The following is a 23,283-nucleotide window of genomic DNA, read 5'->3' as shown; positions in this document are numbered from 1 at the left end:
CCGCCTGCCGCGGCCGTCGGCGCCTCAGCGCGCGGCGGTCGTGACCGCCGCGCAGAACCGGGCGGCCTCGTCCCGCACCTCCGCCATCGGGGCGAGCAGTTCCTCCTCCGCGACGCCGCGGATGGCCGCCCGCAACCTCCGGTCGGCCGCCCGGGCCCGCCGGCGGGCGCGCAGGCCCACGAACGGCCGGGCCACCAGGGCCAGGAGCGCCCCGGCCAGCAGCCCGCCCACGACCAGCAGCGTGGGCAGGGGCAGCCCCTCGACCCGGGGCAGCGGAACGACGTCGTCCAGGCGGAAGAATCCCAGCCCGACCAGCAGCAGCAACCACAGCGCGCCCACGAGGGCGGTGGCCAGCAGCAGCCACTGCAGCCCCCCGGCCGCCCGCTGCCACAGCGGTACCCGGTCGGAGCCCAGCCCGGTGCCGCCGACCGCCCGGTCCAGCGCGTCGGCCAGCCGGTCCTCGGACACCTCCGCGGTCCGCCGCAGCTCGTCCCGCCAGGCCGGTGCCAGGCCGTCGGCCGCGGCATCTCGCGCCTCCCGCACGGCGGTGGCCATCCGCGCCCGTTCCACGGCTCCGGCGGCCGGCAGCGAGGTGCGGGCCCGCTCGTCGCCCAGGTGCAGCCCGCCCAACGGATCGGGCCGCAGCTTCCGCGTCCAGCGCAGCACCGGCCAGCCGGTGCGGCCGGTGCCCGCCCGCCGGGTGGAGCGCTCGACGGCGGCGGTGACCGTGGGCACCCCGGCCGCGGCGGCCAGGGCGTCGGTGAGGTCGTCCACCACCTCCCCCGGAACGGACCCGCCCGCCACCGGCCGTCCCCACCGGCGGGAACCGCCGGCCTCCTCCTCGGGGCAGTGCGCGGCCAGCTCCGCGGCGCTGCCCCGCACGTCGGCCAGCAGCCGCTCGGTAGCCGCCCGCCGGGCGCCCACCCGGCGGGCCAGCTCCCCGCGGAGCTCCGCCAGCCCCGTGCCGGTCCGCGCCGACACCGCGAGCAGCGGGGTGGCGGCCAGCCCCTCCCGGTCGAGCAGCCCGCGCAGGTCGGCCAGGCAGGCGCGCGCCGCGGCCTCGTCCAGCCGGTCCACCTGGTTCAGCACCACCAGGAGCACGCCGGCGTGCCCGGCCAGCGGGGCCAGGTAGCGCTCGTGCACCGCGGCGTCGGCGTACTTCTGCGGGTCCAGCACCCACACCAGGACGTCGACCAGCCCGACCAGGCGGTCGACCTCGAGCCGGTGCTCCAGCCGCACGCTGTCGTGGTCGGGGAGATCGAGCAGGACCAGTCCGTCCAGCGCCGCCTCCGGCTCGCGCCGGTGCCGGCGGGGCACCTCGAGCCAGTCGAGCAACCGGTCGGCGCCGTCGTCGGGCCGCCCCCACACGGTGGCGTGCGCGACCCCGGTGGTGGGCCGGCGCACCCCCGGCGTGCTCACCTCGCTACCCGACAGCGCGTTGAACAGCGTGGACTTCCCGCTGCCGGTGGCGCCGGCCAGCGCCACCACCGTCGCGTCGCCGAGGGCCTCGCGGGCGCCGGCCTTGGCCAGCACGGCACGTGCCCGGCCGACCTCCGGCACGTCCAGCCGGCCCTCGGCGGTCTCCACCGCCTCGCGCAGCGCGGTCAACCGGTCCGGGAGCGAGCGGTCTGCGCCCCTCACGCCGTCGCCCGCCGGGCCTCGGTGAGGGCACCGGTGGCCGCCAGCAGCTCATCGGCCGCGCCCGGCTCGGGAGCGACCGCGTCCACCCGGGCCCCGAAGCGGTCCTGCTCGTAGGTCAGCAGGACGTCGGCCCGCTCGCGGAGGTCCGCCCGGGCGCGCTCGGCGAGCGCCCGGACCGCCGCGTCGCCGAACACCGCCTCCAGCACCCGCTGCCCCACCGCCGTCGTCCCGCCGGCCACGGCCACCTCACCACCGAGCAGCCCACCCGTGTGCGCGAACACCGCCACCATGACGACCGCGCCGGTGCCGCTGACACCCCAGGACAGCACCCGGGCGCGGGAGCGCTTGTCGGCCCCCTCCTCGCGGACGAGATCCAGCACGGCGCCCTGCCAGTCGCGCACCTGCACCCCGGCGGCCTCGGAGAAGTCGCCGGACACCCGGGACAGCTCCTGCTCCTCCCCCGCCAGCAACGGCGGCCCGGCCGGCAGCGCCCGCCAGGCCGTGACGGTCCGCTCCGCAGCGCGGTCGGCCTCGGCCCGCAGCAGGTGCTCGACGCTGCTCTCCAGCGCTCCCTGCAGGCTCTCCTCCGGCAGCGGCCGGCCGGTCACAGCAGCGGCGACCCGGTCGCGCAGCCGGCCGACCCGGGTCTGCAGGGACCGCATCCACTCACCGGTGCCCACGAACTCCTGCCAGCGGGCCAGGACCTCCCCGCGCAGCAGGCTGCCGCTGCGGATGCCCTCGTCCACGCCGTCCCGGGCCGCGTCGTAGGCAGCGGCCGCGGCGTCGCGCAGGGCCCCGGCGGTGACCAGCTGCTCCTCGACGGCGGTCACCACCGTGCCGGTGCGCTCCTGCAGGCTGCCCAGCGCACCCTCCAGGGTCTGCCGGACGACGACGGCCCGCTGCTCCTGGTCGGCGGCCAGGGCATGCAGCCAGCCGCGCAGCGGAGCCACCTGCTCCTCGGGCAGCCGGCCGTCTGCCAGGGGGCCCTCCTCGACGACGAACAGCCGGGCCGCGGCCAGCCCCGCGCGCGCCAGCATCCCGGCCAGATCGGCGGAGACCTCCGCCGACGCCTCCGGCGGCACGCGGTCCAGGACGACGGCCAGCGCCGTCCCGCGCTCCTGGGCGGTGCGCAGCACGTCCCACGGCACGGCGTCGGCGTAGCGGGCCGCCGTCGTGACGAACACCCACAGGTCGGCGGCGGCCAGCAGCTGGCCGGCGAGGTCGCGGTTGGACGCCACGACCGAATCGACGTCGGGGGCGTCGAGCAGGGCCAGGCCGGGCGGGACGTCGTCGCGCACCACGAGCTGCACGGTCCCCGGTCCGCCCGCGCCGCCGGTGACCCGGGCCAGGCCGGGCAGCACCCGGTCGCCGGCGAAGCTGGCCGCGTCGGCCCGGGAGCAGACCAGCACGGGGGCGCGGGTGGTCGGGCGGAGCACCCCCGCGGTCGTGACCGGGGCGCCGACCAGGCTGTTGACCAGCGTGGACTTCCCCGCGCCGGTGGACCCGCCGATCACGGTGAGCAGGGGGGCGTCGAGGTCCCGCAGCCGGGGCAGCAGGTAGTCGTCGATCTGGTCGGTCACGCCCCGGGCGGCCCGGACGGCGGCGTCCCGCCCAGGCGTGGCCAGGCCCAACGGTGCGGCGGCGAGCCGGTCGCGGAGCACCGTCAAGGCCTCGGGCAGGCGCGGCGGGGAGGTCACGCTGACTCCTCTGCCCCGGGACGGCGTCGGCTACCCGCCGGTCGCCGGCCGGTCAGTCCGCCAGCCGGGCGCGTTCCTCGCGCAGCGCCTGGAACACCCGCCGGCGGATGCGGTCCTGCTCCTTCTCGGCGATGTCGAGGAACCGGATGCTCAGCACCCAGCGGGCGCCGCGGGCCTGGAGGCGGATCACCTCCGCGGTGGTGTTCACCGGGCCGTCCTCGAAGGCGATCGACAGCGCCAGCGTGGTCCCGGCGTCGGGGGCCAGCCCGAAGCCCTCGAACTCGGCACGGGTGCCGGCCTCGCTGATGTCGATGGTCGTGCCCGTGAGCTCCACGTTGCCGAGCCGGGCCTCGACCGGGAAGGACACCCGGCCACGGACCGCGGCGCGGCGCTGGCTGTGCTCGGCCACGCCGGTGACGGCGAGCCGCCAGCGCACGACCGCGCCCTGCTGCACCTCCAGCACGTCGGCCGGCAGCGCACGCTGGCCGTCATCGGTCCTCCAGAACACCTCCACCGGGTCCCCGACCTTGACGACGGTGTCCTGGGCGAAGTCGCCCGCGGAGGGACGGACGGAGATGACGCCCTCGTGGACCACCTCGACCCGCGCGGTGACGGCGATGTTGGTGCCGGCCAGCCGCACCTCGGCCTCGGTCTGCTCCACCGGGTGGTCGACGCCGGGAACGCTGCTCATGGAACCTCTCTCGATGGGGCGCTCGCGCAGGCGGCCGGGCTGCGCCGCCGTGCCCGCACGGGAAACCGTAACCGCCGCTCGGAGACCGTCCCCGTCCCGGCCCGGCGACGCGCCGGGCGGGCACGCCGCGGGTCGGGGTCAGCGGGCCGGCTGCACGGGCCACCCGTCCGGATGACCCGAGCCGCATCGGCCCAGGTCACCCGAGGGATCAGCCGGTGCGGCGGGCGGTGAACCCGGCGACGAAGTCGCGCAGGCTGCGGGTCGGCCGCAGCCAGGCCCCGTCCGGCGGCAGCGCGTCCAGACGCACCCGGTCCAGGGGCTCGGTGAACGCGCCGGGGACGTCCTCGATGTCGATGAACTCCAGCAGGTCCGAGCCGATCGCGTACCCGGCCACCTCGCTGAACGCGACGACGACGACCTGGACGCCCTGCCGGACGAGGTCCTCCAGCGGGTCGGCGAAGTTGCGCCCGTCCCCGGAGAACACGACCAGCCGCCGCAGCCGGTGGCTGTGCTGCCGCACGGCGATGTGGTCGAGCATGTCCTGGTCGATGTCGTCGTCGGGCTGGCTCTTGGGCCGGGCGAACACCGAGTAGCCGAAGCCACGGAGCGCCTCCACCCACCGCTGCAGCGACCCGGGCTGCGGCGGGATGTTGGCGAAGACGCACGCCTCCACGTCCGACGCGTCCGGTCGGGCCGGGTCACCGGCGCCGTCGACGAACCAGGCCGCGATCGCGTCGAAGCGCGGCCGGGACGCCGCCGTCGGCCGGGCGCCGATGACCGTCGACAGGGTCATGTCGATGTTCGGGGCGTCCCAGATCAGGAGGTCCAGCGGGGGCCGCTCGCGGCCGTCGTCGACGGCGCGCGCCGGCTCCTCGGCGAGCCCGGGCGCGTCCTCGGAGATGTCCAGCACGGGCACAGTCTGCCCGGCGTCGGCCGCCGTCGTCCCCGGGGGCGGCGGGACGTGCGCGGCGGAGGGGCGCGGCGGACCGGCCGGGGAGGTCGCTCGCCGGCCCGGGCGGCGGGCGCTCACCTCGCGGCGGGAACGGCCCGCCCGCCGGCCGCCAGCGCGCAGACGTCGCCGCCGGCCTGCCGCACCTCGCGGAGCCACTCCGGCACGCGCTCGGCCGGCATGGGGTGGCCCAGCAGCCAGCCCTGGGCCAGGTCGCACCCGGCCGCCTGCACCATTCGCAGGTGCTCCACCGTCTCGACGCCCTCGGCCACCGAGCGGATGCCCAGCGTCCGGGTGAGCCCGACGATCGCCGTGAGCACCGCGCCGGTCTCGCCGGCGGCCACCCGCTCGGCCGCGGCGAGCAGCGAGCGGTCGATCTTCAGCGTGCCGATGGGCAGCGAGAACAGCTGGGCCAGCGACGACCACCCGGTGCCGAAGTCGTCGATCGCCACCCGGACACCGAATCCGCGCAGCAGGTTCAGCTGGTCCTCGGCACGGGTGGGGTCCTCGGCGACGCTGGTCTCGGTCAGCTCGAGGATGAGCTGGTCGGCCGGCAGCCCGGAGTGCTGCAGGGCCACCCGGACGTCGCGCACGAGCGTCTCGGTGGAGAAGTGCCGGGCGCTGACGTTCACCGACATCCGCAGGTTCAGGCCCTGAGCCGCCCACGCGGCCGCCTTGAGGGTGGTCTCCCGCAGCAGCCAGCGGGTGATCGGGATGATCTGGCCGGTCTCCTCGGCCACGGCGAGGAACGTGTCCGGTGGGAGGAGGCCCCGCTCGGGGTGCTGCCAGCGCACCAGGGCCTCCACGCCCTCGACCTGGCCGGTGTCCAGCCGGATGACGGGCTGGTAGTGCACGACGAGCTGGTCGATGGCGTCACCGCGGAGCCGGGTGGCCACCTCCAGCCGCCAGCGGGCCGCCTCGCGCAGCGCCGGGGAGAACAGGTGCACCCGGTCCCGGCCGGAGCTCTTGGCGGCGAACATCGCGGCATCGGCGTCGCTGAGCAGGTGGTGGGCGTCGCGGACCTCCGGCCGCGCCACCGCCACGCCGATGCTGGCGCTGACCGGCACGGAGATCTCCCCGACCGCGAAGGGCCGGCCGAACGCCGTCTGCAGCCGGAACGCCAGCGCGGCGGCCTCGGAGGCGTCGCAGCCGTGCGCGAGGACGACGAACTGGTCCGCCCCCAGCCGCGCCACCGCGTCACCGGGCCGGATCTGCTCGGAGACCCGGCCGCCCACCAGCCGGAGCAGCTCGTCACCGATCTGGTGCCCGAGGGAGTCGTTGACGGTCTTGAAGCCGTCGAGGTCCAGGACCAGCAGCGCCACCCCCGCCCGGTGGTCGGCGGCGAGCGCCTCACCGGTGAGCTCGAGCAGCCGGGACCGGTTGGGCAGCCCGGTCAGGTCATCGTGCTGCGCCCGCCACAGCAGCTGCTCCTGCGCCCGCACCTGGTCGGTGATGTCGGTGTGGGTGATGACCACCCGCCCCTCGCCGTCGACCCGCGTGGCCTGGAGCTGGAACCAGCCGATGCCGGCGCGGGTGGCGCGCGAGTAGTTCCAGCGGAACGTGCCGTCGCCGGAGGGCTCGCTGCCGTCGAGCAGCGCATGCAGGCCGCTGTCCAGGGCGGCATGCACCTGCGGCTCCAGGCCCCGCGACATGACCATCAGGTAGTCCTCGCCCACCCGGCCGGGCAGCACGACCTCGGGCAACGTGTCGGCGGCGCGGATCCAGGCCGCGTTGGTCGAGAGGATCCGGCCGTCCCGGCCGACGAGGACGGTCGGGGAGGGCAGCGCCTCGAGCACCGCGGTCAGCTGACGCACCTGGGCGTCCCGCTCCAGGTCCCGCCGGTACCGGAGGTCGACGTCGCGGAAGAGCACGGCCGCCCCGGCGGCATCGGGGAAGATCCGGACCTCGTACCAGCGACCCTGGGGCTCGTAGAGGAACTGGAACTCCCGCGGCCGGCCGTCCTCGAGCACCTGGCGGTACTGGTCCTCGGCCAGCGACCCGCGCAGCCCCGGGAAGGCCTCGCCGGCGTTACGGCCGAGCAGCTCGTCGGCGGAGTGGCCCAGCAGCCGTTCCGCGGACGCGTTGAGGTAGGCGAAGCAGCCGTGCTGGTCCAGGCGGTAGACGGCGTCGGGCACGCTGCTCAACGGGTCGGTCCGCACCCCTGAGGGCCGGTCGTCGCCTGGTTGCACACTGCCCGCTCTCGTCCACTGATCGTCCGTCCGCACGCACGGACGACGGGCACGGACCACCCGTGATGTTCGACAGGCAGCACGTGGACCGTCCCTCAGGGTAGTAGTTCGGGTCCCTCCTCAGCGACGGACGAGGCCAGATCGCCCGACGATCCCGGCGACGTCGGTGCCCGCCGGGAGAGTGCCGAGCACCGTGCCGGCGTCTCCGCCCAGGCGAGAGGCGCAGAAGGCGTCGGACACGGCCGCAGGAGCGTGCCGGAGCAGCAGCGAGCCCTGCAGGCAGAGGGCGAGCAGACCGGCGATCCGCCGGGCCCGGAACGGCAGCCCGTCGCGGTCCCCGAGCTCGGCGGAGAGGCGCTTGACCGCGTCGTCGAACCGCCGGTCGGCACCCCGGGCCAGCTCGATCTCGGCGGTGACGGCCGCCAGCGACTCCTCCGACCGCCCGAGCGCCCGCAGCACGTCGAGGGCGATCACGTTGCCCGAGCCCTCCCAGATGGAGTTCAGCGGCGCCTGCCGGTAGAGCCGCGGCAGCCCCGACTCCTCCACGTAGCCGTTGCCGCCCAGCACCTCCATGGCCTCGGCGACGACGCCGGGCGTGCGCTTGCAGACCCAGTACTTGGCCGCGGCACCCGCCAGCCGCAGGAAGGCCTCCTCGCCGTCGTCCACGGCCGCGGCCAGGCGCACACCGAGCGCCGTGGCCGCCTCGCTCTCCACGGCCAGGTCGGCCAGCACGTTCTGCATGAGCGGCTGGTCGGCGAGCAGGGAACCGAAGGCCCGCCGGTGCCGGGCGTGGTGGATCGCCTGGGTGAGCGCCGCGCGCACCGTCGCAGCGGAACCGAGCACGCAGTCCAGCCGGGTCATGTTGACCATCTCGATGATCGCCGGCACGCCCCGCCCGGGCTCCCCCACCAGCCAGCCGGTCGTGCCGTCGAACTCCACCTCGCTGGAGGCGTTCGACCGGTCGCCGAGCTTGTCCTTGAGCCGCTGCAGCCGGAACACGTTGCGGCTGCCGTCGGGCAGCACCCGCGGCACCGCGAAGCAGGACACCCCCTCCTCCAGCTGGGCGAGCACGAGGAAGAGATCGCTCATCGGCGCGGAGGTGAACCACTTGTGCCCGGTGAGGGCGTAACTGCCGTCGGGTCGCGCGACCGCCCGCGTGGCGTTGGCCCGGACGTCGGACCCGCCCTGCTTCTCGGTCATGCCCATGCCGGCCACCAGGCCCCGCTTGGCGGTGGGCTCGGTCAGCCCGAACTCGTACGCGCCTGCGGTGAGGCCGGCCTCGTACCGGGCGGCGAGCTCCGGCGCCCGGCGGAGGGCGGGCACGACGGCGTAGGTCATGGTGACCGGGCAGCCGTGGCCCATCTCGACCTGCGTCCAGCCGAGGTAGCCGACGGCGCGCCGGACGTGCGCGTGCCGGTCCCCGGCGGACCGGCCCGGGGCGGTGGGGTGGGTGGGCTGATCGGCCCACGGGGCGCCGCCGAGCCCGTGCTCCATCGCCGTCCGCATCAGCTCGTGCCAGGCGGGGTGGAACTCGACCTCGTCGATCCGGTGGCCGTACCGGTCGTGCGTGCGCAGCTTCGGCGGGTTCTCGTTGACCAGCCGGCCCCACTCCTGCGCCTGCTCGCTCCCGGCGAGCCGGCCGAGCCCCTCCAGCGACGCCAGCACAGCCGGGTCGGCGTGCCGGAGGCAGGCTTCGGTCAGCGCGGTGTCACCGGCGATCGGGTCGTGCCCGGTTAACGGCGGGACCTGGTTGGTGACCTCGTGGGTGGCCGTCATGGGTGCACCGTAGCCATGACGGCGCCGTCCTCCGGACGGCACCGCGACCACATCCCGTCCCGGCCGCCGCGGAGCTCAGGCGGGCGGGCCGCCCAGGAGCAGCTCGCGCAGCAGGTGCATCGCCATCGTGACGGACCGGTTCCGCACGGTGGACCGGGAGCCGGGCAGGGCCAGCGCCCGGGAGCTCGCGCCGTCCGGCCCGACGACGCACAGGTGCACCGTGCCCACCGGCTTCTCCGCGCTGCCCCCGCCAGGTCCGGCGACGCCGGTGATCCCCACGCCGATGTCGGCACCGAACCGGCCGCGCGCGCCGTCGGCGAGGGCGCGGGCCACCTCGGCGCTGACCGCGCCGTGCTCGGCGAGGACGGCGGCCGGCACGCCCAGGAGCTGCTCCTTGGCGCTGTTCGCGTAGGCGACCACCCCACCGAACACGGACGTGGAGGAGCCCGGCCGCTCGGTGAGCCGCGCCGCCAGCAGCCCGCCGGTGCAGGACTCGCCGGTCGCGACCCGCAGCCCCCGCTCGGCCAGGGCCGCGCCGACGAGCTCGTCGAGGCCGGGGCCGGTGGAGAAGAGGGTGCCGGCGTACCGCTCGGCGAGGTCCGCGGCGAACCGGTCGTAGACCACCTGCGCATCCGCGGGGAACCGGGTGACGACCTCCAGCTCGCCCTCGCGCAGGCAGGTGGTGATCTCCAGACCGGCCAGCCCGGGCTCGAGCTCCCGCAGGGTCGCGGCCAGCTGCGCCTCGAGCGTGCCCCAGAGCCGGAGGGTCTCCTGCCGCAGCTCCGCGGCGCCCGCCAAGGCGGCCCGGGCGGGTGCCGCCGCCACGGCCGCCGGCCACATCCCACGCAGCTCCGCGGGAGGCCCGGGCAGCACCACCACCGGCGGGCCGGTGCGGTCGGCCGCCGGGGGCACGACGAGGCCGGGGGCGGTGCCGACGGGCTCCAGGACCGTGGCGCCGTCGGGCACCAGGGCCTGCTTGCGCACCCCGGCCGCCGTCGCCGCCGCGTCGGCCCGCCAGCCGCGGCGGGCCATCAGCCGCGCCACGACCTGTGCCACCCGCTGTTCCAGCTCCGGGTCCACCGCGGAGGGGCGCCCCTGGAACTCACCCACCACCTGCGCGGTGAGGTCGTCGGCCGTGGGGCCGAGCCCCCCGGTGGTGATCACCAGGTCCGCGCCGGTCCCGACCAGGAAGGACAGCGCCGACCGGAGGTCGTCGGGTCGGTCGCCGACCACCACCACGTGCCCGACGTCGACGCCGAGCCCCCGCAGCTGCTCGGCCAGCCAGGGGCCGTTGCGGTCGGCCACCCGGCCGGTGAGCACCTCGGTCCCGGTGACGACGATGCCCGCGCGCGTGACCACGTCCCGACCCTAGGGGTGCCGGTCGGGCGGGGCAGACCGGGCGCCGACCCGGGTGGCACCCTCCCGAACCGCCGCAGCGCCGCTACCGTGCCGGGGAACAGCACCGACCGGGGGAGCCCCCGGAGTCCGCCAGGAGGCCGCCGTGAGCACGCCGTCCGACCCCTCGCCGCCCGCTCCGGGTACCGGCCCGGCGGAGCCCACGACGCAGGAGATCCCGTCGGCCGCGCCGGCCTCGGCGCGCACGACGATCCAGCAGCTCCCGCCGCCGTCGGCGCCCGTCCCTCCGCCCGCGGCCACCGGGCAGCCGGGTACGGCCCCTGCGCAGCCGGACACGCCCCCCGCCGCGCAGCCCACCGGGCCGGTCGACTTCGTCCCCGGGCTGCCCGGTGCCGGGTCCGCTCCCCCGCGGTCGGCCGGCCCGTCGTGGCCGGAGACGCTCGAGTCCGGGGCCGCAGCGCCGGGCGAGGAGACCGCGTCGCGGGAGCGGGCACCCCGCGACCGCAGCGCCCTCGCCGGCGCCGGCCTGGTGCTGTTGTCGCTGGTGCTGCTGCAGTGCGGGCTGTTCCTGGGCTTCGGCGCCGAGTCGTTCTGGTCGGCGTTGCCGCTCTGGTCCCTGTTCGCCACCGTCTGCGTCCTGCTCGGGCTGGCGGTCTCCGCCGCACTCCTGCCCGGGGGCCGGCGGCTCGACCGGCAGGTCGCCTGGCGGGTCGCCGCCGGCGGTCTCACCGGTCTGGCCGTCTTCTGGGTGCTCGTCGTGCTGCCCGACGCCGACACCGACCGGGGGTTTTTGCACACCGCCGCGCTGGGCGCCCTGGGCGGGGCAGTCTGGCTCGCCACCGGCCGCGAGGACGACTGAGCGCCGCTCCCGGCTACGTCCTGCCCCGCCCCCCGCCCCCGGCCGTTGCCGTTGCCGTCCCCGTTGGCCGCGCCGTTCCCGTTCCCGGGAACGTCGTCGAGCCCGTTCCCGTTGCCGTCCCCCGGGTTACCGGCGTTGCCGTTCCCGTTCCCCGGGCCGCCGTCGCCCACCGGCACCGGGGCGGGCGCGCCCCCGTCCACCGTCGGGGGCGCCACGGGGGCGGGCGCCGGGGCCGGCTGCGGCTCGGGCTCGGGCTCGGGCTCCGGCTCGGGCGGCGGAACGGCATAGGTGACGGTCACCACCGTCCCCCGGGGGACCGTTCCGACCGGGTTCACCCGCAGCACGTGGTCGGCCGGCACCGCGGAGCTCTCCTCGCCCACCAGATCGACGCCCAGGCCGGCGGTCGCGAGCTCGTCTGCCACCTCGGCCACCAGCCGCCCGCGGTAGTCGGCGATCGCGAGCAGGACCGACTCGGTCGCCTCCGTCGTCCCCGAGTCCGGTCCGGCCGGCGCGTCCGCCCCCAGCTGGAGCGCGGCTACGCCCAGCCCGGCGCCGACCAGCAGCGCGGTGAGGGTCACCAGGAGCCGGCGCCGGACGGGGTGCGGCGGCGGAACGACGGCCAGGGGCCGGGTGCCGCCGCGGGGGACGACCGGGGGCAGCGGGCGCCCCGCCAGGACGTCTTCGACGGCGTCCCGGAAGGCGGCCCCGTCGGCGAACCGCTCGGCCGGCTCCTTCACCAGCGCCCGGTCGACCAGCGTGCGGACCTGCTCGGGGACGTCGGCCGGTAGCGGAGGTGGTGGCTCGCGCAGCTGGCGCAGGGCGATCTGCACCGAGTTCTCCCCGTCGAACGCGCGGTGCCCGGCCAGGCACTCGAAGCCGATCATGCCGAGGGCGTAGACATCGCTGGCCGGACCGGCCTTGCCGCCCGCAGCCTGCTCGGGTGACAGGTAGTGGGCGGTACCCACCACCTGCCCGGTCTGGGTGAGCGGCGCGCTGGCCGCGGACCAGGCGATGCCGAAGTCGGTGAGCTTCACCGTGCCGTCGGAGCCGACCAGGACGTTCCCCGGCTTCACGTCCCGGTGCACCAGCCCGGCGGCATGTGCCGCGGCCAGACCCGAGGCGGCCTGCCGCAGGACGTCCAGGGTGCGGTCGACACCGAGCCGTCCCTCGCGGGCCAGCAGCTGGGCCAGCGACTTCCCTTCGACCAGCTCCATCACGAGGTAGGCCAGCTGCTCGCCGTCGGCGGCCGACGTCTCGCCGTAGTCGAACAGTGCGGCGATGTTGCGGTGGGTCAGCAGAGCGGTGTGCTGGGCCTCCGCCCGGAACCGGGCGAGGAAGGTGGCGTCGCCGGTGTACTCGCTGCGCAGCACCTTCGCAGCCACCGGGCGCTGCAGGACGATGTCGCGAGCCCGCCACACCCGGCCCATCCCGCCGGTCGCGACCAGGGAGAGCAGCTCGTAGCGACCGTCGAGCAGCCGGGTGGCCGCCGGCTGACGCCGCGACGTCACGGCGCCGGGGGTTGCGTCGTCGCAGTCGTGGTGCTCGGGCTCGAGGCCGTCTCCGACGCCGTGGACGTCGACGTCGGGGTCGAGGTCTCGGTCGGGGTAGAGGTCGAGCTCGTCGTCGACGGTGCGGACGAGGTGGACGTCGGCGCGGAGGTGCTGGCCGGGAGGCTCGGGGTCGTGGCCGGCGCCGTGGTCGTCGGCGCGGTGGGAGCCGGCGGCGTGGTGGTCGACGGCGCGGGCGGTTCGGTGGGCTGCGTACTGGGTGGCGCCACCCGGTCGACGGCCGCCCCGGTCACCGCCGTCCCCCGGCGGGGTTCCTCCCGGTGCTGGGCGGCGGCGTAGTGGACGACGACGCGGTCACCGCTGCGCAGCGGCCGGTCCGCGGGCACGACGCTGATGACCCGGTCGGGCACGACGTCGTCGCGCACCTCGGCACGGACGGCCACCGTGAGCCCGAGCGCGGCCAGCCGCTCGGCCACCTCTCCCACGGGCTGGCCCACGTAGTCCTCGGATGCGAGCACGATGGTCCCGCTGGTGCGTTCCTCGGCCGCCGCAGCGGTGGACGAGGGCGTCTCCTGGCTGAGCGACTGCAGCGCCGCGGCGGTGATGCCGGCGCCGGCCAGCAGCCCGAGCAGCGGCATCAGGACCACCGTGAGCCGGCTCCGCCGGCGGGCGACCGGCGGACGCGCCACACCGCGCTCGACCGCCGCCCGGGCGGGACGCGATCCGGCCGGCCGCCAGGAGCCCCCCGGCCGACGTGCCTGCGCCGCTCCGCCCGGTGCGGGCTCGCGGCCCTCCTGCACGTCGGCGATCGCCGCGGCGAAGCCGGCCCCGTCGGGGATCCGCGCACCCGGGTCCTTCACCAGCGCCCGGCCGATGAGCGTGCGCACGTCGGAGGGCAGCTCCGCGGGCAGCGGCTCCGGCTCCTCGCGGATCTGCTTGAGCGCGATGGTGACCGCGTTGTCGCCCTCGAACGCCGGGTGGCCGGTGAGGCACTCGTAGCCGATGAGCCCGAGGGCGTAGACGTCGCTGGCAGGGGTCGCGTGCCGGCCCTCCGCCTGCTCGGGGGAGAGGTACTGCGGCGTGCCGATGACCTGCCCGGTGCGGGTGAGCGCCACGCTGCGGGCGGACCAGGCGATGCCGAAGTCGGTGATCTTCACGGTGCCGTCGGGCCGCACCAGGATGTTCCCCGGCTTCACGTCCCGGTGGACCATCCCGACCAGGTGCGCCTCGGCCAGTGCCGCCGCCGTCTGGTGCAGCACCGACAGGGTGGTCTCGGGGTCGAGCGCGCCCTCGCGTCGCAGGAGAGCCGACAGCGGCTCCCCCTCCACCAGCTCCATCACCAGGTAGGCGAGCGTCTCCCCCGACCCGTTCCCGGCGGTCTCCTCGCCGTAGTCGAACACCGCCGCGATGTGCGGGTGGCTGAGCGCGGCGGCGTGCTGGGCCTCGGCCCGGAAGCGGGCGACGAAGGTCGGATCACCGGTGTACTCGCTGCGGAGGATCTTCACGGCGACCGGGCGGTGCAGGGCGGCGTCGACCGCCCGCCAGACCTGGCCCATGCCGCCGGCGGCGATGAGCCGGTCCAGCTCGTAGCGGTCTCCCAGGCACCTGCGCCCTGGTTCCACCACGGTGGTCACTCCTCGTCTGCCCGGCCCTGCGCTCAGGCCGCCGCATGACCGACCAAGGGCGCACCTCTGCCCGGCTCTCCATGTCCGCTCCGGCCGCGACCTACACATCGCCGGAGGGGTGCATTGTCCCGGACCCACCGATCTCCACCCGAACAGGGGTCACGGCAGCACCACCGCTGCGGCGCGTCGACTACGGAGGGTGCGCGTAGCACCACCCGCCCGCGCCCGGCCACCGGTGGGGCAGGGGACGGTGCTGGTCTCCCCGCGGACCTGGCAAGGTGACCGTCGACGCCGCGGACCCGCGGCGCACCACCGAGCCGGAAGGCGGGGCGACGATGTCCGACACCGTGACCCGGGAGGACGCCGACGGCGTCGCCACCCTCACCCTCCTCCGCGCCGGCCTGACCTCTGCCCTGCGTCGCGATCTGCGGGCCGCGGTGGAGGAGGTGGCGGCCGACGACTCGGTCCGGGCGGTGCTGCTGACCGGTACCGGCCGCGCCTTCTGCGTCGGCCAGGACCTGGCGGAGCACCTGGAGAAGCTGCAGAGCGGTGGCGCGGACGGGGACGACGCCCCGCTGTCGGTGGTGGAGCGGGAGTACAACCCGCTGGTGCTGGCGCTGGCCGGGCTGCGGGTACCGGTCGTCGTCGCCATCAACGGGGCCTGCGCGGGGGCCGGGCTGGGCATCGCGCTGGCCGGCGACCTGCGCGTGGCCGCGGCTGGGTCCAAGTTCACCACGGCGTTCACCGGGATCGGGCTGTCCAGCGACTCGGCGCTGGCCGCGCGCCTGGTGCACAGCGTGGGCGGCTCCCGCGCGGCGCAGCTGCTGCTGATGCCCGATCCGTTCCTGGCCGAGTCGGCCGCGGAATGGGGACTGGTGCACCGGGTGGTGGCGCCCGAGCAGGTCCTCGCCGAGGCCCGCGAGCTCGCCGTCCGGCTGGCGGCGGGCCCGACCGCGGCCTACCGGGCGGTCAAGACGGTGCTGGCCACCGCGGCGACCGACTCGCTGGAGCAGACCCTCGCGCTCGAGGCGCGGCTGCAGGCCGAGGTCGGGCAGAGCGCCGACCACCGGGAGGCGGTCGAGGCCTTCCTCGCCAAGCGCGCACCGCGGTTCACCGGGAGCTAGGTTCGGCAGCAGGGTGTGATGGATGTGCGGAAGTCGCGCAGCCGTCACGCCCTGCTGGCGTTGTGCCGTCAGCCCGGTGGGGCTGTGGCGCCGCGGAACCTATGCGCGGCGTTCTGCCCGCCCGGCGGCCTGTCTCACCGGGTCCGCGCCCACCGAAGGGGGGTGGGGCGGGCGCCGAGACGGCCGCCGGGGTGCGGCGGGCAGCTCGTGCGCCGGCGCGGTCGCGCGGGGTCGGCCTCGCGGGCGCGCCGGGTGCCCGCACCGGAGCAGACCGGCTGCTCGTGCTTCCATCCCCGCGGCCGGCCGGACGGGTGTCCGGGCGGCGGCGCTGGTGGGGTGCGGATCGGCGCTCCGGACCGCGGGGTCCGGCCGTGAGGCCGTGCGCGAGGGCGCGTCGGCCGATCGCGACCGCGGCACCGTGGTGCCGAGTCACGCTCGTCTGTGAGGTGAGTGGGGCCGTAGGGCCGCCGGTGAGCACTCGCTGCCAGTCCCGCCCGCCGACCTTGCTGGTGTAGCGCGGATCGACGCTGATGACCGCGAGCCCGGCGGTGGCGGCCATCGCGGCCAGCCGGCGGCGGAACGCCAGGGTGGGGAAGCCGGACAGCAGCCGGCGGAACCGCCGGTTGCGGCCGTGCTTCTCCCGGGTGGTTTCGTCGGTGAAGCCGAGTTCCTCGACCGCGACCGCCTGTGCCCCGGTCGTTGCGGCGAAGTCGAGCAGGGCGGTGATCGCCTCGCGCAGCCGTGCGTCCCGCGTGGTCGTCGGTAGGTCGTCGAGATCGAGGGGGATGCGGATTGGCCGCCCGATCGGGTTGCCGTCCTGGTCGAGCCTCGCGGTGGCGAGGTGATTGGCGTTCAGATCCACTCCGACCAGGCCGCCGAGCCGGGCCTGCTGCAGCGTCAGCGCCGGCTGCGCTCGCCGCACCCACGCCACGCGCAGCATCACCCGACCCCGGCCGCGCCGGTCGATGGTGAAGTCGACGTCGAGCCGGACGGCGCGGCGGGCGGACAGCCGCTCCTCCAGCTCTTCGCGCCGGTGGTGCAGCGGCACCGGGTGGGTGAGCCGGACCTGGCTGCCACACCCGAACCGGGCCCGCACCGGTCCGGGCGCCGACACGGTCAGGAACCACTCACCGGGTCGGTCCGGAGCGTCCTGCCGCAGGCTCAGGCACGGATTGCCACCCAGAACGCCGGCGTTGCCGACGCAGCCGAACCACGCACGCCGCCGGAGCCAGAGCTGCTGCCACTGCCGCTCGGTCAGGCCGGCCTGGTTCAGGTGGTGGCGGGTGGTGGCCAGCCGCTTGCCGCCCAGGCACGCCCCGTACCGGCCCTCGGACCGGCGGCGCTGCACCTCGGCGAGCTCGGCGCGCAGGACGTCGAGTCGGCGGCGCTTCATCACTCGCTCGTTCTCCGTGACATAGCCGCCCCCGCACCGGTGGCAGCGGCGCTTTCCGCAGCCGCAGCAGGCCGCTCTGCTGGGCAGCGCGGTGCGCGCTTCCACATGCCGAAAGGCGGCCTGCAGTCGCTGCTGGTGTGCCCACAGCTGCTCCTTCACAGCGCGTGCGGCGGCGTCGTTGTCCACACAGATGCTGCCCGCGTACCGGGAGTGGATGCCGAACCGCGCCGAGAGCGCCTTCTGCCGGTCGTTGGCCCGCTCCCGCCGCTGCGCCGCGGCCAGGTCCGTAGCCCGCGCCCGGGACAGATGCGTGCCGACCGCAGCCAACAACTGCTGCTCCCAGTCGGTCACCCGCAGCCTGCTGCCGACGCTGACGCCCGACGGTGGCGCGACCACATGGGTCGGCAGCCGCGGGCGTGAGGAGGACATGGCCGCAGACTGCCCGATACCACTGACAAGGCTTACGCACAGCAGATCTCACCTTGCTGCCGAACCGACCGGGAGCTGAGCCGGCCACCGGCCGTACCCCCCGCTGGGCCGCAGGCGCGTCGCGGCGGCCCGTGACAAGGCACCGGCCGTACCCCACGCTGGACCGCAGGCGCCCGTCGAGGAGGTTCCGTGTCCGATCCGTCCAGCCCGCCGGTGCCCCCCGGCCCTGCCGGGGCACCCGGTGACCGGCTCCCCCGCCGGCCACCACCGCGGCCGGCGTTCAGCCCCGCGCCGCCGCCCCCGGACACGCCGGCCGACGGGCGGCGCCCGGCCGCACTGCGGGCCTCGGCCTGGTGCTGGGCGGGCAGCTTCGCGGCCGGAGCTTTGGGTCTCGCCACCGCCCTGGTCAACCGGGACACCATCCGGGCGCGGGTCACCGAGGCGGCGCTGGAGACCGACCCGGCCCTGGCCCCCGACGTCCTCGAGACCGGGGTGACCGTGACGGTCGACGGCATGCTCGGTACCGCCGCCGGGTTGGTCGTCGTGGCCGCCCTCTGCCTGGTGCTCGCGCTGCGGCGCACGCCCGGCATGCGCTGGGTGCTCGCCGTCGCCGGGGTGCTGACGCTGTTCCTGCTCCCCCTCGTGCTCAGCCTGGTCGCCGGGGGGACCACGGTCGACGAGCTGTCGTTCCTGGTCCAGGCGGCGCTCGTCGTCGTCGCCCTGGTGACCCTGTTCGTCGGGTCGTCACGGAGCTGGTTGCGCGGCCCGCGACCCTGAGCCGGCGGCGTCGAGCGTCGCCACCGCCGCCTCGCAGGACCGGGCCAGGACCGCGTAGGCGTCCACGGCGGGCCGCCCGGCCAGCGGGTCGGCGGCGCGCGCCCGCCAGCGGTCGAGGGCAGCCAGCGCGGCGGCACGCAGCTCCTCCGGCGGAGCGTCCGCCGCGAGGCCGAGCCGATCGGCCGGGTCCGGCCCCTCGGCGCCGAGGAGGCGTTCGGCCTCCGCCCGGAACTCGGGCGGGATCGGCCCGTCGACGGCCCGGGAGCGCGCCAGCAGCTCGAGCTCCACGAACTCCTGGGAGCCGATCTGCAGCCGCTCGACCCGCGCCCTCAGCGGGCCGGTGTCCGCGACCGGCCGCTGGCGGAGCAGGCGCTCGATCAGGCGGACGGCGGTCGCCGCCCGGAGCGCGGCGCTGCGCCGGAGGAAGTGGACGATGAGCAGCCGCTGCAGCTCCGCCAGACCGCTGCGGCGGACCAGCTGGTCGCCCAGCTCCCCGGCGTCGGAGACCCCGGTGCGGATCAGCGCCACCGCCAGCCGGATGCCGAAGAAGCCGAGCCGTTCGAGCAGCGTGGCGCGCAGCTCCCTCGAGACGGGGACCGGTGCGTCGTCGCGGCAGAACCGGTCGGCGCTCAGCAGCATCGCCTCGAGGTCGGCCCGCTCTGCCACGGCGAGGCTCCGGAGGGCCACGAACTCCCGGTGCCGGAGCATCCGGCCGGCGAGCCCGACCAGGCCGGCCACCGGGACGACCGCCTGGCTGAGCGCCCGCACGGCGGGGTCCCCGGACATCCGGCGGGCCACCTTCTGCGCGGCCAGCAGCGCGTCCACCCGGCCGGCGCCCACCTCGTCGGCCCGGGACAGCACGGTGATCGTCGTCGTGTGCACCCCGGACCCACCGGTCGCCTCCTGGAAGCGGGCCAGGAAGTCGAGGTCCTCGGGCTGCATCTGCCGGGTGAGGAAGACGACCGCGTCGGCGACCGGCAGCTCGTCGCGGGCCAGGAGCTCCCACGCACGGGCGCTGATGCCGACGTCCAGCGACGAGATGCCGGGGGTGTCCAGCAGCGTCGCCACGGCGAGCCCCGCGGTGGGCCAGTCGACCACGAGGCGCTCGACGTCCTCCGGTGGCGTCCCGGCGAGGTCCAGCCGCAGCGCACCGTCGGCCCGCCGGACCGGCAGCACCCGCCGCGGACCGTCCACCGGGTGCAGCGCGACCCGCGGCACGGAGCCGTGGCGGTACCAGGTGACGACCCGGGTGCACTCGCCGGCGTCGGTCGGCGCCAGCCGTTCCCCGACCAGGGCGTTGAGCAGCGTCGACTTCCCGGCCTTCACCCGGCCGACCAGCGCGATGCGCAACGGCTCGTCCAACCGCTCGCGCTGCGCCCGGAGGACCGGGAGCGCGTCCGGGTCGTCGCGGTAGGCGTCGAGGGCCTCGTCGAGCAGCAGGCGGACCTCGTCGACGAGCGTGGTGGCCTGCACGCCGTCCGGCGGGGCGGTCACCGCAGGGCCGCCGGTGCCGCCTCGAGCCGGGCGATCTCCTTGGCGAACCGGTCCAGCACCTCGAGCTGGGTCCGCACCGCCCGGATCCGGGCGGTGCGCTCGGCCGTGGCGGCCTTCGTCGACCGCTGCGCCGCGGCGAGGGCGTCGCCGAGCGTGCGGGAGAGCTCGTCGACGGTGTCGGTGATCAGGTCGCGCAGGGTCCGCTGAACCAGGCGCAGCTGGTCCTTCAGCTGCTTGCCGACCTGGAAGACCACCTCGTCGAGGTGCCGCCGGACGATCTGCTTGGCCTCGCTCTGCCGCCGCTGCCGCCGGGCGACCTTGTCGTCCTGGTAGGCCTTGCGGCCCAGGACGACGCCGACGGCCAGCGAGAGCGGGTTGATGACGGCGAGCCCGGCCAGGCTGGTGACCAGCCCGGTCATCAGCACGCCGGTGTAGGAGCCGCGGAGGCCGATGAGCAGCCGTTCCCGCATCGGGAGGAAGCCGTCGTCCATGCTCGCGACGTCGACCAGGGCGCCGAGCGCCTCCGCGGGCGACCCGATGTCCAGCTCGGGAGCGACGACGCCGCCGTCGCGGGCGAACTGCTCGACCACCTGCTCGGCCAGGTACTCCGACCGCTGCCCGGCCCACACGTAGCTGTCGGTCACCGCGGTGGCCAGCCGCTCGTCGAGCCACTCGGTGAACTCGGCCCAGACCGGCCCCGGGTCGCGGGCGTCGATGGCCTCCTCCGCCTCGCGGATGAGCACCCGGGAGCGGTCCCGCAGGTCGTAGTCGATGTCGGCCATCAGGTCGGTGACGCCGTCGCCGAGCATCTGCTGCCAGCGCGACGACCGGCGACGCAGCTCCTCGACCCGGGCGCGGGCCTGGGTCAGCTCCTCCACCAGGGCGTCGTTGCCGGCCGGGTCCTCGAGCGCGGCGAGCTCGGCGCGCAGGGACAGCGCCAGCTGCTCGGTGACCGAGCGGAGGTCGTGCACCGTCGACCGCTGGCGCAGCGCCTCGGCCCGGCCGAGGACTTCCCGGCGCAGGTGCTCGGCCAGCGGCGCCAGCCCTGACTCGGCGTGCAGCTCGGCGTCCTTCTGCTGCACCGCGAGGATGCCGAGGGACGCCGAGACCGGGAACAGCGGCGCCTCGATCCCCTGCCGACGGAGGTGCGCCCGGTCCAGCTCGACGATCGACCGCCACGACGGGTGCACGTCGGTCTTCGTCACCGCGAACACCACGGTGGGGCACAGCGCCTCGGCCTGGCGGATGAAGGCCATCTCCGGGCCGGTGTACTCCTGCGACGCATCGGACACCACGAGCACCGCGGAGGCGCTGGGCAGCAGGTCGACGGTCTGCAGGGAGTGGCCGGTCCCGATGCCCCCGACCCCTGCGGTGTCCACGAGCTCCAGGCCCCCGGCCAGGAACCGGCGGGGCAGCTCCACCTCGGCCCGGACGAGGTGCCGGCCGTCGCCGGCGTCCGCACCGCGGGTGGTGCGCGCCGAGAGCGACTCGATCGGTACGGGGGTGCGCTCGACCGGCCCCTCTGCCGCGGGCACCGCTCGGCCGTCGGCCGTGCCACCGGCCGCCACGCTGTGCACCAGCACCGCCCGGGGTGCCACACCCTCGCGGATCACCGTGGGGACGACGGTGGCGACATCGTCGGCCACCGGGCAGACCGGCGCCCCGACGAGCGCGTTGACCAGCTGGCTCTTGCCCTGCTTGGGCTCCCCGACGACGAGCACCCGGACGCTGGCCGCCCCGACCCGCTCGCGGACCAGGGCCAGCCGGCGCTCCAGGTCGGCCCGGCCACCCGTCTCCGCGAGGGCGCGGGCCCGGTCGATCAACTCGAGCGGCGTTGCCACGGTGCCCCTTCCGACGTGCCTGCCGACATCACACCAGGAGATCGACCCCCGCACAGGCCCGAGCCCGGCCCCGATCCTGCCCGGGAGGGCGAGAGGGGGCCGGGCTCGGGACGGATCACCCGGTGGCGGCGCGCGGTCCACCACCGCCACCGGGTCGTTCCCATCCGGTCTGGGGACCGACTCTCAGGCGGCGCCCTCGAGAGTCGTGGACAGGTCGTTGTTGTTGCCGGAGTCGTCCACCAGGTCGTTGTCCTGGAAGGAGTCCTCGACCTCGACGTCGACCTCGGTGGAGTTGTCCTGGAACGAGTCCTCGATCTCCGTGGAGTTGTCGTTGAACGAGTCCTCGAGCTCGACGTCGACCTCGGTGTTCGTCGAGTTGTCGGAGTTGTCGTTGAACGAGTCGTCGACGTCGACCTCGGTGTTCGTCGAGTTGTCGGAGTTGTCGTTGAACGAGTCCTCGACCTCGACCTCCGTGTTCGTCGAGTTGTCCGAGTTGTCGGAGTTGTCGTTGAACGAGTCCTCGACCTCGACCGAGTTGTCCGTGTTGAAGGAGTCGTCGACGTCGACGTCGGTGGAGTTGTCCTGGAACGAGTCCTCGATGTCGACGTTCGTCGAGTTGTCGTTGCCCGAGTCGCTGACGTTCGTCGAGTTGTCGTTGCCCGAGTCGCTGACGGTCGTCGAGTTGTCGTTGCCCGAGTCGTTCACCGAGTTGTCGGTGTTGAACGAGTCGTCGACGGCCACGTCCAGGTGCGTCGAGTTGTCGTTCCCGGAGTCGCTGATGGTCGTCGAGTTGTCCGAGTTGTCGGTGTTGAACGAGTCCTCGATCTCGGCGTCGATCTTGACCGAGTTGTCGACCGAGTTGTCCTGGAACGAGTCCTCGATGCGGACGGAGTTGTCCGAGTTGTCGTTGAACGAGTCGGTGTAGGTGTTGCCGACGTTCGTGGAGTCCTCGATGACGGTGGTTCCGTCGCCGATGAAGACGTCCTCGATCTCGAACTTGTACTCCTGGCTGTTGTCGACGTAGGCGTGGTTGTTGCTGCCGCTGACGACCGTGCCGACGGTGGTGGAGTGGTCCGACTTGTCGTTGAACGAGCCGTTGAGCGAGTCCCGCACGTCCACGTCGACGTCGACCGAGTTGTCGGAGTTGTCGACGTGGTTGTCCTCGCCGACGGCGTTGCCGTCGCCGGTCACGTGGATGGAGTGGTCGCTGTTGTCGACGCTGGTGTCGACGGTCGAGTCCTCGATGTCATCGCCGGCGACGACGGCGTGGTCACCGGTGTTCAGCACGATGTCCTCGCCGAAGACCTTGTAGGTGTCGCCCCAGACGTTGTGCGACGCGTCGACCTCGTAGTGGTAGCTGTGCGAGATGTACTTGAGGTGCTCGATCGCGGCGGGCTCGTGGCCGCCGCCGCCGCCCTCGGCCGGCTTCTCCTCGTCGTCGCACTTCGCCGGCTTCTCGACCGGCTTCTCGTCGTCGTCGCAGTGGTCCTTCATCGGCGGCTTGTAGTGGTCGTCGTCGTCCTTGCCCCAGCCGGCGTGGCCGCCACCGCCACCGCCACCGGCGCCGGCACTGACGGCGACGGGGGCGAAGTCGGCGACCATCGGCATGATCGCCTCGACGTCGGCCGCGGTCAGGTCCTCGAGGCCGGCGGCCTCGAGCGCGCCCGCGGGGTCCTCCTCGAACCGCTCGGCCGCCTCCGGGTCGCGGAGCAGGTCGAGGATGAAGTCGAGCAGGGAGGTGTAGAGGTCAGACATTGCTGTTTCTCCTGAGGTCCGGGCCGTCCGTCGTGGCCGGCTGCCGGGAGCAGTCAACGCACCGCGCGGTCGGCAGCCCATCGGGGAACGACCCCCCACTCGGTGACCCCCTAGGGGGGATCGGGTACTGACGGAGCGTTAGGGGGATCGGGGTGTCGCCTCTCCCTCACGTCACATCC

15 protein-coding genes are annotated in these 23,283 nt (G+C 75.3%); 2 read left to right on the top strand and 13 right to left on the bottom strand.

Annotated features, from left to right (window positions below; translation table 11 throughout):
* Nucleotides 1-24 precede the first annotated feature (24 nt).
* The 9 genes from BLASA_RS26165 to BLASA_RS00350 all read right to left on the bottom strand — a co-directional run bounded on the left by BLASA_RS26165 (nt 25) and on the right by BLASA_RS00350 (nt 14,291).
* Nucleotides 25-1,641 (bottom strand): GTPase, encoded by a 1,617-nt coding sequence (locus BLASA_RS26165; RefSeq protein WP_014374006.1) that lies wholly within the window; start codon nt 1,639-1,641, stop codon nt 25-27.
* Nucleotides 1,638-3,338, bottom strand: a complete 1,701-nt coding sequence (locus BLASA_RS00385) for an ABC transporter (protein WP_014374005.1) — start codon at nt 3,336-3,338, stop codon at nt 1,638-1,640. The genes BLASA_RS26165 and BLASA_RS00385 overlap by 4 nt, the downstream gene beginning before the upstream one ends.
* 52 nt (nt 3,339-3,390) lie before the next feature.
* Nucleotides 3,391-4,029: a flagellar brake protein gene (locus BLASA_RS00380; protein WP_014374004.1), complete on the bottom strand. Its 639-nt coding sequence runs from the start codon at nt 4,027-4,029 to the stop codon at nt 3,391-3,393.
* Nucleotides 4,030-4,237: 208 nt separating this feature from the next.
* On the bottom strand, nt 4,238-4,939 hold the full coding sequence (locus tag BLASA_RS00375) for an NYN domain-containing protein (protein WP_231839518.1): 702 nt from the start codon (nt 4,937-4,939) through the stop codon (nt 4,238-4,240).
* A 116-nt stretch (nt 4,940-5,055) separates the two neighbouring features.
* Nucleotides 5,056-7,113 (bottom strand): putative bifunctional diguanylate cyclase/phosphodiesterase, encoded by a 2,058-nt coding sequence (locus BLASA_RS00370; protein WP_014374002.1) that lies wholly within the window; start codon nt 7,111-7,113, stop codon nt 5,056-5,058.
* 174 nt (nt 7,114-7,287) lie between these two features.
* Entirely contained in the window at nt 7,288-8,943 is a 1,656-nt protein-coding gene (locus BLASA_RS00365) for an acyl-CoA dehydrogenase family protein (protein WP_014374001.1), read from the bottom strand.
* A gap of 75 nt (nt 8,944-9,018) precedes the next feature.
* Nucleotides 9,019-10,302 carry a competence/damage-inducible protein A gene (locus BLASA_RS00360; RefSeq protein WP_014374000.1) on the bottom strand — a complete coding sequence of 428 codons (1,284 nt, stop codon included), beginning with the start codon at nt 10,300-10,302 and terminating at the stop codon, nt 9,019-9,021.
* Nucleotides 10,303-10,311: 9 nt separating this feature from the next.
* The gene (locus BLASA_RS25675) at nt 10,312-12,666 is read right to left on the bottom strand and encodes a protein kinase domain-containing protein (protein ID WP_014373999.1); all 2,355 of its coding nucleotides are present in this window, start codon (nt 12,664-12,666) and stop codon (nt 10,312-10,314) included.
* Nucleotides 12,663-14,291, bottom strand: a complete 1,629-nt coding sequence (locus tag BLASA_RS00350) for a protein kinase domain-containing protein (RefSeq protein ID WP_166486424.1) — start codon at nt 14,289-14,291, stop codon at nt 12,663-12,665. The genes BLASA_RS25675 and BLASA_RS00350 overlap by 4 nt, the downstream gene beginning before the upstream one ends.
* A 278-nt stretch (nt 14,292-14,569) precedes the next feature.
* Here BLASA_RS00350 and BLASA_RS00345 point away from each other — a divergent pair, with 278 nt between their 5' ends.
* Nucleotides 14,570-15,415 carry an enoyl-CoA hydratase-related protein gene (locus tag BLASA_RS00345; protein WP_014373997.1) on the top strand — a complete coding sequence of 282 codons (846 nt, stop codon included), beginning with the start codon at nt 14,570-14,572 and terminating at the stop codon, nt 15,413-15,415.
* Here BLASA_RS00345 and BLASA_RS00340 read toward each other — a convergent pair.
* A complete protein-coding gene (locus BLASA_RS00340; RefSeq protein ID WP_014373996.1) occupies nt 15,402-17,237 on the bottom strand; it encodes a hypothetical protein in 1,836 nt (611 codons plus the stop codon). The genes BLASA_RS00345 and BLASA_RS00340 overlap by 14 nt on opposite strands.
* Before the next feature lie 189 nt (nt 17,238-17,426).
* Between BLASA_RS00340 and BLASA_RS00335 the strand changes: the two genes are divergently transcribed.
* Nucleotides 17,427-18,014 carry a hypothetical protein gene (locus BLASA_RS00335; protein ID WP_014373995.1) on the top strand — a complete coding sequence of 196 codons (588 nt, stop codon included), beginning with the start codon at nt 17,427-17,429 and terminating at the stop codon, nt 18,012-18,014.
* Here the strand turns inward: BLASA_RS00335 and BLASA_RS00330 are convergent.
* The 3 genes from BLASA_RS00330 to BLASA_RS23165 all read right to left on the bottom strand — a co-directional run bounded on the left by BLASA_RS00330 (nt 17,982) and on the right by BLASA_RS23165 (nt 23,104).
* Nucleotides 17,982-19,508 (bottom strand): dynamin family protein, encoded by a 1,527-nt coding sequence (locus BLASA_RS00330; protein WP_014373994.1) that lies wholly within the window; start codon nt 19,506-19,508, stop codon nt 17,982-17,984. The genes BLASA_RS00335 and BLASA_RS00330 overlap by 33 nt on opposite strands.
* Nucleotides 19,505-21,349: a dynamin family protein gene (locus BLASA_RS00325; RefSeq protein ID WP_014373993.1), complete on the bottom strand. Its 1,845-nt coding sequence runs from the start codon at nt 21,347-21,349 to the stop codon at nt 19,505-19,507. Before BLASA_RS00325 ends, BLASA_RS00330 begins: the two co-directional genes overlap by 4 nt.
* A 183-nt stretch (nt 21,350-21,532) precedes the next feature.
* Complete coding sequence (locus BLASA_RS23165; protein WP_014373992.1) at nt 21,533-23,104, bottom strand: IniB N-terminal domain-containing protein; 1,572 nt, start codon at nt 23,102-23,104, stop codon at nt 21,533-21,535.
* Between the last annotated feature and the right edge of the window lie 179 nt (nt 23,105-23,283).

Source organism: Blastococcus saxobsidens DD2, from assembly GCF_000284015.1.
GTDB classification, from domain to species: Bacteria; Actinomycetota; Actinomycetes; order Mycobacteriales; family Geodermatophilaceae; genus Blastococcus; species Blastococcus saxobsidens_A.
The sequence above is the reverse complement of the archived record's forward strand: the minus strand, read 5'-3'. Positions and strand labels throughout refer to the sequence as shown.

Coding starts and splice junctions, on each gene's coding strand:
- BLASA_RS00380 (WP_014374004.1), bottom strand. CDS start 4,029: ATGAGCAGCGTTCCCGGCGTCGACCACCCGGTGGAGCAGACCGAGGCC.
- BLASA_RS00365 (WP_014374001.1), bottom strand. CDS start 8,943: ATGACGGCCACCCACGAGGTCACCAACCAGGTCCCGCCGTTAACCGGG.
- BLASA_RS00340 (WP_014373996.1), bottom strand. CDS start 17,237: ATGTCCTCCTCACGCCCGCGGCTGCCGACCCATGTGGTCGCGCCACCG.
- BLASA_RS23165 (WP_014373992.1), bottom strand. CDS start 23,104: ATGTCTGACCTCTACACCTCCCTGCTCGACTTCATCCTCGACCTGCTC.